The organism is Pseudomonas sp. DTU_2021_1001937_2_SI_NGA_ILE_001, assembly GCF_032463525.1.
Lineage (GTDB): Bacteria > Pseudomonadota > Gammaproteobacteria > Pseudomonadales > Pseudomonadaceae > Aquipseudomonas.
Genome location: NZ_CP135971.1, coordinates 4,933,662 through 4,947,763, shown reverse-complemented (window position 1 = coordinate 4,947,763; position 14,102 = coordinate 4,933,662). Strand labels below are relative to the sequence as shown.

Sequence of the window (14,102 nt, the reverse complement as noted above, 5' to 3'; positions counted from 1 at the left end):
GTGCGGCTCATGGGTGATCCTCCGGGTTGGATTCCCGGGGCCCCGTGGGCGCGGGATTGCGGGTGATGAACATCGCATCACCGTAACTGAAGAAGCGGTAACGCTCTTCCACGGCAGCCTGGTAGGCGGCCATGGTCTCGGGGTAACCGGCAAATGCGGAAACCAGCATCAGCAGCGTGGACTCCGGCAGGTGGAAATTGGTCACCAGGGCATCGACCACATGGAAAGGCCGGCCTGGGTAGATGAAAATGTCGGTATCGCCGCTGAACGGCTTCAACTGGCCGTCTCGCGCGGCACTCTCCAGCGAACGCACGCTGGTAGTGCCCACCGCGATGACCCGTCCGCCCCGCGCTCGGCAGGCGGCCACGGCATCGACCACGTCCTGGCTGACTTCCAGCCATTCGCTGTGCATGTGATGGTCTTCGATACGCTCGACACGCACCGGCTGGAAGGTCCCGGCACCGACATGCAGGGTCACGAAGGCGGTCTCTACGCCCTTGGCGGCGATGGCTTCGAGCAGCGGCTCGTCGAAGTGCAGGCCAGCCGTCGGCGCGGCCACGGCACCGGCGCGCTCGGCATACACCGTCTGGTAGCGCTCGCGGTCGGCGCCTTCGTCGGGGCGGTCTATATAAGGAGGCAACGGCATATGCCCGACTCGGTCCAGCAGCGCCAACACCGGCTCGGCGAAGGCCAGCTCGAACAGCGTGTCATGACGCGCCACCATGGTCGCCTCGCCGCCGCCATCGACCAGAATCGACGAACCGGGCTTGGGCGACTTGCTCGAACGCACGTGAGCCAGCACGCGATGGCTGTCCAGCACACGCTCCACGAGAATTTCCAGCTTGCCGCCGGAAGCCTTCTGGCCGAACAGCCGCGCCGGAATCACCCGGGTGTTGTTGAACACCATCAGGTCTCCGGGGCGCAGGTGCTCCAGCAGGTCGGTGAATTGACGATGAGCCAGGGCGCCGGTAGGGCCATCCAGGGTCAACAGGCGGCTAGCCCGCCGCTCGGCCAGGGGATGGCGCGCGATCAGGGCATCGGGAAGGTCGAAGGTAAAGTCGGCAACACGCATGATGGTGAGGGGGGTCGTCCAGCAGGGCCGGGAAGTTTAGCGGTTTTGCCAGCAATAGTAAAAAACCCTCGGAAATCATGGTTGACCGCCTGCCAGGGCCTCCCTATACTTCGCGGCCACTGAGCCCTGATGGCGGAATTGGTAGACGCGGCGGATTCAAAATCCGTTTTCGAAAGGAGTGGGAGTTCGAGTCTCCCTCGGGGCACCATCTACAGGTTTGCAGATGCATCTGCATCGCAGCAAAACCCAACTGAACCGCCAATCTGGCGGTTTTTTTGTGTCCGCCGTTTCGCCTGCGTCTCGGCTACGCCCTGCCTCGCTCCATCACCGCGCCGTCCCTACCCCCTCTCTCGCCCCCTGAATCCAGCCTACGGGCTTCGTCCGCGCCCTGCCCGACCTCGCCCGAAAAATAGTTGAGCAAAGAAAACTTGTACAAGGAACTTTATCTGTACAAGCCAAATCTCAACGACATCATGGAATGAAGTCAATAAGCCATCACCTCGACACTCATGAACGAGCCTGCCGGTGGGGCATTTCGTCAACGGCCAATGAGCAGATCATCATGTTCTCGTCCCTGAGCATTTCCAAGAAGTTGTACGCAGGCTTCGGCATTGTCACCCTTATCATCGCTCTGCTCGTCGCGGTGTCATGGCATGGCTTCAACGAGGTATCCACCAGCGTACGCAGCAACATTCATAGCTATGCGGTGTTGAACCAGGCCGATGCACTGCTGCGCAGTCTGGTGAACATCGAGACCGGCATGCGCGGCTATGCGCTGACCGGGAAAGAGGACTTCCTCGATCCGCTCAAGCAGGGCTCGGACGACTTCGACCGTGAATTCGCGCAGATCAAACGCAGCACCGCCGACAACGCCGAGCAGCAGGCGCGCCTGGAGCGCCTGCGCAGCAACTATCAGCAGTGGATGAGCGAAGGTATCCAGGGCAAGCTGGCGCTGCGCCGGGCCGTCAACGACGGCAGCCAGCCATTCAGCGCCCTGGTAACGGAGATCAGCGCCGGTCGTGACAAGGCGCGCATGGACGCCATGCGCCAGGTGCTGGGTGAGCTGCGTGACGCCGAGGTGGCTCTGCAGAGCCAGCGCACCGCGGCCATGGACGACGCCAAGTCATTTGCCCTGAGCATGCTGGTCGGGGGCGGTGCAGTGGCCGCTCTGCTCGCCGTGCTGATCGCCTGGTCGCTGTCCAGCGCCCTGGTGCGGCGTATCAGCCAAGCTGTCGAAGTAGCCAAAGCCATTGCCGGCGGTCGCCTGGACAATGCCATCGAAGCCAGAGAAGGCGACGAAGTCAGCACCCTGCTGCAGGCCTTCGCGGCCATGCAGGAGCGTCTGCGCAGCATGATCGGCCAGATCCGCATGGGCGCCGAGCAACTGGTCAGCGCCTCGCAGAACATCTCCAGCGCCTCGACGCAGCTTTCCGCATCGGCGCAGGAGCAATCCCAGGCGGCGTCTTCGATGGCCGCCACCGTCGAAGAACTCACCGTCAGCATCAATCATGTGGCTGACAACGCCAGCGACGCCCACGCGCTGTCGACCGAGTCCGGACGCCAGTCCACCGAAGGCGGCAACGTGATTCAGAGCACCCTGGGCAGTATGCAGCGCATCGCCGACACGGTGCAGGCGTCCGCCAGCCAGATCGCCACGCTGGACCAGCACGCCGAACAGATTTCCAGCATCGTCAGTGTCATCAAGGGCATTGCCGAGCAGACCAACCTGCTGGCCCTCAACGCCGCCATCGAGGCGGCACGTGCCGGCGAGCAGGGCCGAGGCTTCGCCGTGGTGGCCGATGAAGTGCGCTTGCTGGCCCAGCGCACCGCCAACTCCACCCAGGAAATCACCGACATGGTGGTGAAGATCCAGCAAGGGACTCAGGAGGCGGTGGGCAGCATGGAGGTGGGCGTCACCCAGGTAAAGAGCGGTGTCGAGCTGGCTCAGCAGGCCGGCGAGGCAATCGTCAATATCCGCGAGTCCTCGGGCACTGTGGTACGGGTCGTGGACCAGATTTCCCTGGCGCTCAAGGAGCAGAGCATGGCCAGCCAGGACGTGGCGCGCAACGTCGAGCGCATCGCGCAGATGTCGCAGCAGAACAGCCAGGCCGTAGAACAGACCAGTACCACCGCCCGCGCGCTGCAGGCCCTGGCGCAAGATCTGGAACGTCAGGTGCGGGTCTTCGTGTACTGACCCCTCCCGCCAAGCCGAGGCCTGCACGGGCCTCGGTGATCATCGCAGCGCCAGCAACAATCCCACCCGCTTTGTACACGAACCCTTCATAAAGTATTCACCGGTCAAGCCGAAGATTCAGACAAGCATCAAATGGCCACCTTCCTGCCTGGTCGTTTGCGTCTTTCTCCTTGGACGGTGGCATTCTGATGAAAATAAAGAACAAGCTCATCCTCGCGTTCGTGCTGGCGGCCTTCCTGCCCGTCAGCCTGGTCGCGGTCATCTCCGTGCTGAACATCCGCAGTCAGGCGGTGGATCAGTTCGTCGACAGCAGCACCCGAGAGATTCGCCAGATCGACGGCAACATCCGGCAGTTCTTCGATGCCAACGTGCAGAACGTCGATCAGATGGCCACCGACCCGGTCTACACCTCGGCCAAGAGCCTGAAGAACTACACCGGCGCCGATGCCGCCAGCCAGCCGTTGCCGGCCGAGGCACAGCGGGTCATCGACGAGTTCGCCCGCTACGGCAAGAACCATCCGGCGGCAGCGATCCTGTCCATCGGCCTGGAAGACGGCACCTATGCCAAGTGGCCAGACGACCCGCAACTGTCGAAGTACGACCCACGCGCACGCCCCTGGTACAAGGCGGCCATGGCCAGCCCCGGCAAGACCGTGCGCACACCCGCCTACTACTACGACAAGGACGCCGTGGCCCTGGTCGGCACCGCGCGGACCTTGCTCGACGAAACCGGCAAGGCCAAGGGCGTGTTCGTGGTCAGCGTCTCGCTGAAGAATCTCACCGAACTGCTCAAGAGCATCAAGCTCGGCCAGAGCGGCTACGTGATGCTGGTCGAAGACGGCACGGTGCTGGTCGACCCGCGTGACGCGGCGCACAACTTCAAGCCGCTCAAGGACCTCGGCGAACCTTATGCCAAGTTGGCCGCCACCCCCTCAGGCATGACCGAGGTGGAGATCAACGGCGTCACCTACATGGCCAACGTCTGGACCTCGCCAGTGCTGGGCTGGCGCTACATCGGCCTGATCGAACGCTCCGAAGTGATGGCCGGCGCCACCCAGATGACCTACCTGACCCTGGCCATCGTGGCCGTGCTGGTGGTGATCCTCGCCGGCCTGGCCGCCGCTCTGGCCAAGGTCATCGTGCGTCCCATCGGCCAGGTCAGCAGCGGCCTGCAGTCGATCGCCGATGGCGAAGGCGACCTGCGCAACGACCTCAAGGTGCAAGGCAAGGATGAAACCGCCGAGCTGGCCGGCTGGTTCAACCAGTTTCTGGCGGCGATTCGCCAACTGGTGCAACGCATCGGTTCAGCCTCGGCCAACCTGCAGGATGCCTCGCACGTCAACAGCCAGGTGGCCAGCGACATGAACCAGGCCGCAGGGCGTCAGCGCCAGTCGGTAGAGCTGGTGTCCACGGCCTTCAACCAGATGGTCTCGACCGCCAACGAGGTGGCCCGCTCGTGCAGCGCCGCCGCCTCCTCGGCCGAGAGCGGCCATCAGCGGGTCACCGAAGGCAAGCAGCAGATCGAGCTGAGCACCCAGAACGTCAACCGCCTGAGCCGTCGTATCGGCGAGTCGTCCCAGGCCATGGTCGAGCTCGAAGAAGGCAGCCGCAATATCAACCAGATCCTCGGCACCATCCGTGCCATTGCCGAGCAGACCAACCTGCTAGCCCTCAACGCGGCCATCGAAGCGGCCCGCGCCGGCGACCAGGGCCGTGGCTTCGCGGTGGTGGCCGACGAGGTGCGGGCCCTGGCCAAGCGCACGGCCGACTCCACCGGCGAGATCGACCAGTTGCTCAATGCGCTGGGCAACAAGACTCATGAAGTCGCTCAGAAGATGGACAGCTGCCTGGAGCTGTCGCAGGCCAGCGTGTCTTCCATCGAGAACGCGCTGGACAGCTTCGAAGGCATCCAGCTTTCGGTGAACGAAATCCGCGACCAGAACCTGCAGATTTCCGCAGCCGCCGAAGAACAGCACAGCGTGGCCGAAGAGATCAACCGGCACATTCAGCAGATCTACGACGAAGCCCAGCTGGTAGAAAACCTGGCCAGCTCGGCACAGGAAGACTCAGGTCGCCTGTCGCAGCTGTCGGATGAGCTCAACGGGCTGGTGGGTCGCTTCAAGTCTTGAGGCGCAACCGCTACCCGGCGTTTTGGGCTCAGACCGGCTGACGGCTGGCCACCCCCAGGCGCGTACGGTCTACAAGCTGCAGCGTATCGCGCCCGCCGCGCTTGGACTGGTAAAGGGCCTCGTCCACCTGTTCGATCAGCACCGCCAGGCTACCGGGCGGCTGGTCGAACAGGCTGGCGCCAATGCTCAGGGTCACCGGCTGGGGCGTGGAAAAGCTGGCCGATGTGACGGCATTGAACTGCTCGCGCAGCGCATTGCCGATGCTCTCCACCCGCTCACGCGAGGCGTGCTTCAGGAGAATCGCGAACTCATCCCCCCCCAGACGGGCCGCCAGTGCCTGCTCGGGCAGCAGCGAACGGATCTGCTCACTGAGCGTGACCAGCAGGTGGTCACCGGCGGTGTGCCCGTGCAGGTCGTTCACGGGTTTGAAGTTGTCGACATCGATCAATAGCAGCGCCCCCGGCGTTACCACAGACACCTCATCGAGCAGCGCAGCGGCGCGGACTTCAAAGGCCCGACGGTTGTACAGCGCCGTCAGCGGGTCGCGTGCGGCCAGGTGGGCCATCTGTTTTTCCCGACGGTGACGCTCGGAGCCGGTCATCGACACAGCGATCAACATGATCGCCATCACCCCTTCGACCAGGGAAATCTGGATGATCTGTCCACGCAGCGCCGCCAGGTCGAGCAAGGTGCCAGGCAGGAACACCGACAGCCCCTTGAGCAGATAGAACAGGCCGTGAAGCAACAGCACGAAACGCAGCTGCACCGCCCCGACACTCAGCGAGCGGCCATGGGGCTGCAGCAACAGGCTGGCACGCAGGGCCAGTGCCGCTACCAGCAGCGAATTGACCAACAACATGGTCTTCGACCACTGCGGCCCTTCCGGCAGCAGCAACAACGCCACCCAGAACGGCACGATCAGATACCAGCCTCGGGACAACCGGGTGTCGGTGAAGCGCGCCACGCCGAACAGGAACAACCAGTGCGCGAAGATCAACAGCCCGTTGGCGAACCAGATACCCAGAATGAGGATGCCGCTGGTGCGCAGCAACGACAGGCCACAGCCCAGAAAGATGGTCGCGAACCCCGCGCTCCAGAACAACAGCGCCGGCGCTCGCACGCTGCGCCACTCGATGGCCAGGTGCAACGCTGCCGACGCCGCGAGGGCAAGAGAGAGGACCAGCATGGTAACGGGGTCGAGGGCCATAGACTGCCGGACCTGTATCGGGAAAAAAGGGGCGGATTGTATGCATTTCCTGGGCGTCGGACAGCGAATTTTCCATTACTGCGACGCCCGGTGCCGGTGCCCGGGGTTGGACTGCAACATGGTAGTTCATCGCCGCCAATCGGGGCAGACCGATAGCAGCCATTTGCCACAAATATCCCGGCTTGCGAGCGGGCAGGCAGCATGCCTCGCCAAGGTGCGTGGCCCTGGCAAAACCGGCTACCCTGTCGGCCTTCATACCAACAAGCGAGTAACCGCCGATGAAACTGCAAACCCGTGCCCTTACCGCCCTGCTGCTGGGGCTTTCCGGCCTGGCCCAGGCCGAGCAACCGTCGTCGCACCTGGACAAGGTGCAGCAGAGCGGCGAATTGACGGTATGCACCACTGGCGACTACAAGCCCTACACCTTCCTGCGTACCGATGGCGACTACGAAGGCATCGACATCAGCATGGCGCGCAGCCTGGCGCAAAGCCTGGGTGCCAAAGTGACCTGGGTGCCGACCACTTGGAAAACCCTGATGCCCGACTTCCAGGCCGGCAAATGCGACATCGCCATGGGCGGTATTTCCGTGACCCTGGAACGGCAGAAGAAAGCCTTCTTCAGTAACCCGTTGGACGTCGATGGCAAGATCCCGCTGGTGCGCTGTGAAGAGCAGGCCAAGTACCAGACCGTCGAACAGATCAACCAACCCTCGGTGCGCCTGATCGAACCGGCCGGCGGCACCAACGAAGCCTTCGCCCGTGCCCACCTGCCCAAGGCGCAGCTGGCGTTCCACGACAACAACACCATCTTCCAGCAACTGCTGGACAAGAAAGCCGATGTGATGATCACCGACTCCTCCGAGGCGCTGTACCAACAGAAGCGCCTGCCGGGGCTGTGCGCGGTGAACCCTGCGCACTACATGCAATATGGCGAGAAGGCCTACCTGCTGCCGCGCGACGACGTGGCCTGGAAAAGCTATGTGGACCAGTGGCTGCATCTGAGCAAAGCCACCGGGGCGTATCAGAAGATCCAGGGCGAATGGCTGGCCATGCCTGGCGAGTGAAGCCCTCTGGCGGCTGACGTCGCCCCCTCCCGCAACGCAGGAGGGGGTGGCGAGGCGCGGTGGGTAGACGCGGACTGGCAGGTGAAAAACCGCCTTAACTCATCAGACAACTGGTTGTTAAAGCTCGCCTTCCATCCGCTCCGCTTTTTCAAAAGTCGCGTCAGGATTAGCCGAGATCCTCAATTTAGAGCCATCACATCACATTGAAATCATTCGTTACATCCTTGAATGAGTCTGTTAACATCGTACAACCCGTGATGAGCAAGCGGCCATAGTGTCGCACCTCGCTGTCCGAAGCCGGGCGTTTCCCGGTTTCGGCACCCCGCTGCAAACGAACCACAATGAGAGCGGCCAGCCAGGCCCGCCAGTCCTGTTCCCGAAGACCTCTCCCCTGTCATGCCCCCTCGTCGTGGACGTGCGCTTGCGCTCGCCCTCAGAAAAGGATCGGCAGGCCAGGCGATGGCCGGGAACCTGCCGCCAGCGTTGCAGCAGAGGGCAAGGTCGGCCATATCGCCACCTGCGCAGGCTTGTGCCGTCCGGGATTTTCTTGTGAGCCGTCATAGGTGATCCCTACATGCTGATAAACAAGCCGACATCGCGAAGGAAGTTCCTGCTTTCCTCTCTGATTGCCTTGCCTGCGCTGGGCGTAACCGTCAAGGGCCTGAGCGCCGCCGCAGCAGCGGAAATGATCGCGCCGGGCCTGGATACCTACCAACCGAGCTTTTTCAGCGCCGGTGAATGGGCCTTCATCCTTGCCGCCACCGACAAGCTGATTCCGGCCGACGGCCGCGGCCCGGGTGCGCTGGAGACCAACGTACCGGTGTTCATCGACCAGCAACTGGCTGGCGACCTGGGCAGCGAGATCTACCTGGAAGGCCCCTTCCCGGCCAACCCGCCGGCAACCATGGGCTATCAGATTCCATATACGCCACAGCAGATCTACCGCAATGCGATCAAGGCGCTGAACGCCTGGTGCCAGGCGACCCACCGCGACAACTTCGCGGTGCTCGACGCCGCCACGCAAAACGATGTGCTCAAGAAGCTGCAAGGCGGCGAGATCGACTTCAAGGCTTATGGCGAGGACGTGCTCAAGTCCAAGCAGTTCTTCGGCGAACTGCTCGGCCATACCAAGCAGGGCTACCTTTCCGACCCGATCTACGGCGGCAACAAGGGCATGAAGGCGTGGATCGCCATCGGCTTCCCGGGCGCGCGCGCCAGTTACGTGGAATGGGTCGCCCAACACAACGTCAAGTATCCACTCGGGCCGGTCAGCATCAGCGGCCAGCGCGGCTGATCCCCCCGAATACTCGCAAGGTTTTTTATGGCAAACATTACCAATGACGAAGTCGATGTCGTCGTCGTCGGCCTCGGCTGGGCCGGTTCGCTGATGAGCATCGAGCTGGCCCAGGCCGGCCTGAAGGTCCGCGCCCTGGAGCGCGGCGAAGATCGCACCAATGCCGACTTCGCCTACCCCAAGCCAGCCGATCAGTACGCCTACGGCGTGCGCAACAAGATCATGGCCACCCCCAAGGCCGCGGCGATGACTGTCCGCCACAACATGAACGCCACAGCCCTGCCCACCCGCAAGTGGGGTGCCTTCGAGCCAGGCACCGGCGTGGGCGGCTCGGGTCTGCACTGGACCGGTGTACTGATCCGCCCGACACCCACCGATATCAAGCTCAAGACCTATGCCGATCAGGCATACAGGAAGGGCGTGCTGCAGGATGACATGCGCATCGGTGACTACCCGTTCACCTGGGACGAGATCGAGCCATTCCTCGACAAGTTCGACCTGATCTGCGGCCTGTCGGGCAATACCGGCAACCTGCGTGGGCAGATCATGGAAGGCGGCGACCCGTTCGAGGGGCCGCGCTCCAACCCCTACCCATTGCCAGCGCTGCAAGACACCCTGAACAACAAACTGTTCGCCGACGCGGCGCGCAAGCTGGGCTACCATCCGTTCCCCAACCCGTCGGCCAATGTCTCGCAGGCATGGACCAACCCTTACGGCAACCAGATCGCACCGTGCAACTACTGTGGCTACTGCAGCAAGTACCCGTGCCTGAACTATTCCAAGGCCTCGCCGCAAACCGCCGTGCTGGATGCGCTCAAGCGCATGCCCAACTTCGACTACAAGGTCAATGCCAATGTCCTCAAGGTCGAGCTGCACCCTGATGGCAAGACCGCCAAGGGCGTGACCTACGCCGACGCTGACGGCAACACCGTGTTCCAGCCAGCCAGGATCGTGGTGCTGGCGGGCTTCCAGTTCGTCAACGTGCGCCTGATGCTGCTCTCGGGCATCGGCAAGCCCTACGACCCGATCACCGAAACCGGTACCGTCGGGCGCAGCTACGCCTTCCTCAGCAATGGCGGCGCCACGCTGTTCTTCAAGGACAAGCACTTCAACCCGTTCGCCACCGCCGGTGCCACCGGGCAGATGTTCAACGACGTCTCGCCAGGCAATTTCGATGGCCCGTCGCTGGGCTTCATCGGCGGTGCCAAGATCCACAGTTCCCAGGCCACCGGTGCGCCGATCGGCACCGCGCTGCCACCCGGTACCGCCGATTGGGGCAAGGGCTGGAAGGAAGGCATGGTCGACTGGTACGGCCACTCGATGAAAGTCAGCATCACCACCAGCTGCATGTCGTACCGCGATCACTACATGGACCTCGACCCGACCTACAAGGACCCGTGGGGTCTGCCGCTGGCGCGTATCACCTTCGACTGGAAACAGAACGAGCTGAAGCTGCAACAGTACCTGCGCAACATCGTCCTGGACATCACCCGGGAACTGGGCCCGGACAGCTTTTCGGAAAGCTTCCTGGCCATGGACGCGCACTGGGACATCACCAAGTACGTGTCGACCCACAACGTCGGCGGCGCCGTGATGGGCGACTCGCCCAAGACCAGCGCGCTGAACCGCTACCTGCAGAGCTGGGACGTGCACAACGTGTTCGTGCCGGGCGGTAACGCGTTCCCGCAGAACTTCCAGGCCAACCCCACTTCCATGATCGGCGCACTGACGCTGTTCGCGGCTCAGGCCATCAAGGATCAGTACCTGAAGAACCCTGGCCCGCTGGTGCAGGCATGAGGAGTGCGAAAGTGAAATCCAGACCCCGTTCTGTGCTGCTCATCCTGATTGCTCTTGGTGTGCTGCTGGCCTTGTCGGGCTGGCTGGTCGGCGGCCTGCTGAACCGCTCTGGCGACGCCAGCGCGCAGCTGGACCAACCGGTGACTCCGGCGCTGATCAAGCAAGGCGAATACCTGGCCCGTGCCGGTGACTGCGTGGCCTGCCATACCGCCCATGGCGGCCAACCGTTCGCCGGCGGGCGCGGTATCGAGTCGCCGATCGGCACGATCTACGCCACCAACATCACGCCTGACCGCGCCACCGGCATTGGCGGCTGGAGCTACGGTGAATTCGAACGCGCGGTGCGTCGCGGCATCGGCCACGACGGCAGTGCGCTGTACCCAGCCATGCCGTTCCCGTCCTATGCCCGTACCTCCGACGCCGACACCCAAGCGCTGTACGCCTATTTCATGAACGCTGTCGCACCGGTCCGCCAGGACAACAAAGCGCATGACATTCCTTGGCCATTGTCGATCCGCTGGCCGCTGGCCTACTGGCGCACGCTGTTCGCGCCGCTGCCAGAAGACGCCGCCGTATCGCTCAAGGACTCGACCGACGGCAAGGCGGCACAGGTTGCCCGCGGTGCCTACCTGGTCCAGGGCCTGGGCCACTGTGGCTCGTGTCACACGCCCCGTGCGCTGACCATGCAGGAGCGCGGCCTGGACGAAAAGAGCGCGACCTACCTGGCCGGTGGCGAACTCAACGGTTGGTCGGTACCGGCCTTGCGCGGCGTACCGCACTGGACCGAGGAGGAACTGGTCGATTACCTGGGCAGCGGCCGTAACGCCAAGGCCTCGGTGGGCGGAGAGATGACCGACGTCATCGCCAACAGCACTTCGCACATGAGCGATGCCGACCTGCAGGCCATTGCCGTCTACCTCAAGTCGCTGCCTTCAGCCAACGCCACCTACCGGCATGATCCGCAACGCAGCGCAGCGACCACCGCCAGGCTGACGGCAGCCAAGGACCTGAACCTGGGCGAACGGCTTTACCTGGACAACTGCGGGGCTTGCCACTTCGTGGCTGGTGAAGGCGCTTCGCGGGTGTTCCCGCGCCTGGACGGCGCGAGCATCGTCAATGCCGACAACCCCACCGCGCTGATCCATGTGATCCTCGCCGGCACCCAGACGCCGTCGACCGCCCGCGCCCCGGCCGTGCTGCCGATGCCGGCTTTCGCCTGGCGCCTGGATGACAACGAGACGGCGGCACTGGTGAGCTTCCTGCGCGAAGGCTGGTCGAACCAGGCGAGCGCGGTGTCCGCCGAGCAGGTTCGTGCCGTGCGCCAACAGGTCGAAGCGGGTCATGAAGTGGCCAAACCCGCCCTCGCCCCTTCACGACCGCAGTAAGGCCGAGCCGCAGGCGAGCCTGCTTGCGGAGAACACCGCCTACAAGGCGTCATCTTCGCAAGCAGGCTGGCTATCTCGATTTCCCATCCGGTGCATGCCGTCCGGCGTGCACTCAGACCTGGCGACTCCGGGCCCAGTCCACCAGAGCCGACGCAGACATCGGCCGAGCGACGTAATAGCCCTGGATCTGATCGCAGCCCCAACTGCGCAACTGCTCGAACAGCTCTTCGCTCTCCACGCCCTCGGCCACCACCTCGTAGCCGATGTTCTGCGCCAGCTGGATGATCGAGGTGACCACCGCGCGGTCCTTGGGGTTACTGCAGGCATCGCGCATGAACGACTGGTCCAGCTTCACCGTGGTCGCTGGCAACGTGCGCAGATAGGTCCAGTTGCTGTAGCCGGTGCCGAAGTCATCGATGGCCAGGCGAATACCACAGGCACGGATACGTTGCAGGTTGCTGTGGGTCAGCTCCGGGGTGGTCATCAGGGCGCTTTCGGTGAACTCCAGCTCGACCAGGTTCGGCTCGATGGTCTGCTGCCGCAACAGGCCGATCATCCGCTCGACGAATGCCGAGTCAGCCATGTCGCTGGCCGAAACGTTGAATGACACCAGCCAGCGATGCCCCTGAGCCTGCCATGCCGACATCTGCTGCAAGACACGTCGTGCCACCCAGGCACTGATCTGGCGAATCAGCGGGGTCTTTTCCGCCAGGGGGATGAATTCAGCCGGGCTGATCAGACCCAGTTCCGGGTGTTTCCAGCGCAGCAACGCCTCGGCGCCACACATCTTGCCGCTGGCGGCATGCACCTTGGGCTGAAACTCCAGATAGAACTGATCTTCCTGCTCCACCGCCTTGGACAACGACGTGAGCAGCCTGAACGCCCGCACCTGCGCGTGATCCAGCTCAGGCTCGAAGTACACCCAGCCCTTGCCACGGTGCCGCGCGTGGTCGGCAGAGCTGACCAGACAACGCAGCCAGTCATCGTGCCAGGTCTGTTGGCTGAGCTTGAGCATGCCCAACCCGGCACGCGGCTGCAGGGGAATGCCAGAGCACTCGATGGGCTGCTGGATTTCCCGGGACAAACGCTCGATCAGCTCCGACAGATCCACCTCACCGGGCACCATGAAGCCGAACCGGGTGGGGCTGATCTTGTACAGGTCGCGGGCGCCGATGATCTGCTTGAGCTTGTCCTTGAGCAGCAGCATCACCCGCGTGGAAAACGGATACCCCAGCGATTTGACGATCTCGTTGAGAAAGGCCGGGGAAATCATGTCGGCAGCAATCACCGTGACCGGCTCATCAGACCAGCGATAGGCCTCGACATCCTTTTCGAACTTGATGCGATTGAACAACCCGATGGTGGCGTCCACATAGCTGCTTTCGCGTAGCGCCTGGATGCGCAGCATGACCAGCTTGGCCAGTTGCTGCAGAGTGGCCTGCTGCTCCCGCGTCAGCTCTTCGCGCGGCTCGGTATCGATCAGGCAGAACATGCCCAGCGGCAGGCCTTCAAGGGTCACCAGCGGATAGCCGGCGTAGAAGCGAATACCGGGATTGCCCTGCACCAGCGGGTTGTCGCGAAAGCGCGCATCGGTGGTGGCATCGCTGACCTGGAAAAAGTCATCGGCCAGAATCGCCGTGGCGCAGAACGAATCCACCAGCGGTGTCTGGTCCACATCCATGCCGGCCTGGGCCCAGAACCACTGGCGATTGTTTTCCAGGATCGAGATCAACGCGATAGGTACATTGAAGTGCTGGGTTGCCAGGCGGATCAGCTCATCGAACATCTCGTCCCTGACACCTTTGAAACACGCCAGGGCGTTCACGGCTTCCTGTCGTGCCGGGGTATTGAGCAAGCAAGGGGTTTCATCCTGCACTGACGGGTACCTCATGGCGGGGTGCTATCTAGACACACTGTAAAAGAAATGGCCGGGCCAAAGGCAAAAAAGCGCCGAAGGGTC

9 protein-coding genes, 1 tRNA gene and 2 pseudogenes are annotated in these 14,102 nt (G+C 63.2%); 9 read left to right on the top strand and 3 right to left on the bottom strand.

Annotated elements, in window-relative coordinates:
• Window positions 1–7 precede the first annotated feature (7 nt).
• Complete coding sequence (gene queA / locus RRX38_RS21615) at window positions 8–1,072, bottom strand: tRNA preQ1(34) S-adenosylmethionine ribosyltransferase-isomerase QueA (RefSeq protein WP_295471162.1); 1,065 nt, start codon at window positions 1,070–1,072, stop codon at window positions 8–10.
• Between the two features lie 123 nt (window positions 1,073–1,195).
• Between queA and RRX38_RS21610 the strand changes: the two genes are divergently transcribed.
• The 5 genes and pseudogenes from RRX38_RS21610 (at window position 1,196) to RRX38_RS25140 (ending at window position 5,395) form a co-directional block, all read left to right on the top strand.
• Window positions 1,196–1,280 (top strand) — tRNA-Leu (locus RRX38_RS21610).
• Between the two features lie 270 nt (window positions 1,281–1,550).
• A pseudogene (locus RRX38_RS25155) lies at window positions 1,551–2,408 on the top strand (CHASE3 domain-containing protein); the annotation flags it as partial.
• Window positions 2,403–3,266, top strand: a complete 864-nt coding sequence (locus RRX38_RS25150; RefSeq protein ID WP_410524926.1) for a methyl-accepting chemotaxis protein — start codon at window positions 2,403–2,405, stop codon at window positions 3,264–3,266. The pseudogene RRX38_RS25155 and the gene RRX38_RS25150, both read left to right, overlap by 6 nt.
• 188 nt (window positions 3,267–3,454) lie before the next feature.
• Window positions 3,455–4,540 (top strand): annotated as a pseudogene (locus RRX38_RS25145) (cache domain-containing protein); the annotation flags it as partial.
• An 87-nt stretch (window positions 4,541–4,627) separates the two neighbouring features.
• Window positions 4,628–5,395: a methyl-accepting chemotaxis protein gene (locus RRX38_RS25140; protein ID WP_410524925.1), complete on the top strand. Its 768-nt coding sequence runs from the start codon at window positions 4,628–4,630 to the stop codon at window positions 5,393–5,395.
• A gap of 28 nt (window positions 5,396–5,423) precedes the next feature.
• Here the strand turns inward: RRX38_RS25140 and RRX38_RS21595 are convergent, their stop codons facing one another.
• Window positions 5,424–6,602 carry a GGDEF domain-containing protein gene (locus RRX38_RS21595; RefSeq protein ID WP_295471189.1) on the bottom strand — a complete coding sequence of 393 codons (1,179 nt, stop codon included), beginning with the start codon at window positions 6,600–6,602 and terminating at the stop codon, window positions 5,424–5,426.
• Window positions 6,603–6,880: 278 nt separating this feature from the next.
• Here RRX38_RS21595 and RRX38_RS21590 point away from each other — a divergent pair, with 278 nt between their 5' ends.
• From RRX38_RS21590 to RRX38_RS21575, 4 genes are all read left to right on the top strand, one after another.
• Complete coding sequence (locus RRX38_RS21590; RefSeq protein ID WP_315960604.1) at window positions 6,881–7,666, top strand: transporter substrate-binding domain-containing protein; 786 nt, start codon at window positions 6,881–6,883, stop codon at window positions 7,664–7,666.
• Window positions 7,667–8,240: 574 nt separating this feature from the next.
• The gene (locus RRX38_RS21585; RefSeq protein WP_295471192.1) at window positions 8,241–8,960 is read left to right on the top strand and encodes a gluconate 2-dehydrogenase subunit 3 family protein; all 720 of its coding nucleotides are present in this window, start codon (window positions 8,241–8,243) and stop codon (window positions 8,958–8,960) included.
• A 27-nt stretch (window positions 8,961–8,987) separates the two neighbouring features.
• Window positions 8,988–10,757, top strand: coding sequence for a GMC family oxidoreductase (locus tag RRX38_RS21580; RefSeq protein ID WP_315960603.1), 1,770 nt, complete (start codon window positions 8,988–8,990; stop codon window positions 10,755–10,757).
• Between the two features lie 71 nt (window positions 10,758–10,828).
• Window positions 10,829–12,142 (top strand): c-type cytochrome, encoded by a 1,314-nt coding sequence (locus RRX38_RS21575; protein ID WP_410524924.1) that lies wholly within the window; start codon window positions 10,829–10,831, stop codon window positions 12,140–12,142.
• A gap of 112 nt (window positions 12,143–12,254) precedes the next feature.
• Here RRX38_RS21575 and RRX38_RS21570 read toward each other — a convergent pair whose 3' ends face one another.
• Entirely contained in the window at window positions 12,255–14,033 is a 1,779-nt protein-coding gene (locus RRX38_RS21570) for a sensor domain-containing phosphodiesterase (RefSeq protein ID WP_315960600.1), read from the bottom strand.
• Between the last annotated feature and the right edge of the window lie 69 nt (window positions 14,034–14,102).

Excerpts from the sequence above, each read along its gene's own strand:
- queA (WP_295471162.1), bottom strand. The coding sequence starts at position 1,072 with ATGCGTGTTGCCGACTTTACCTTCGACCTTCCCGATGCCCTGATCGCG.
- RRX38_RS25150 (WP_410524926.1), top strand. The coding sequence starts at position 2,403 with ATGCAGGAGCGTCTGCGCAGCATGATCGGCCAGATCCGCATGGGCGCC.
- RRX38_RS25140 (WP_410524925.1), top strand. The coding sequence starts at position 4,628 with ATGAACCAGGCCGCAGGGCGTCAGCGCCAGTCGGTAGAGCTGGTGTCC.
- RRX38_RS21595 (WP_295471189.1), bottom strand. The coding sequence starts at position 6,602 with ATGGCCCTCGACCCCGTTACCATGCTGGTCCTCTCTCTTGCCCTCGCG.
- RRX38_RS21590 (WP_315960604.1), top strand. The coding sequence starts at position 6,881 with ATGAAACTGCAAACCCGTGCCCTTACCGCCCTGCTGCTGGGGCTTTCC.
- RRX38_RS21585 (WP_295471192.1), top strand. The coding sequence starts at position 8,241 with ATGCTGATAAACAAGCCGACATCGCGAAGGAAGTTCCTGCTTTCCTCT.
- RRX38_RS21580 (WP_315960603.1), top strand. The coding sequence starts at position 8,988 with ATGGCAAACATTACCAATGACGAAGTCGATGTCGTCGTCGTCGGCCTC.
- RRX38_RS21570 (WP_315960600.1), bottom strand. The coding sequence starts at position 14,033 with ATGAGGTACCCGTCAGTGCAGGATGAAACCCCTTGCTTGCTCAATACC.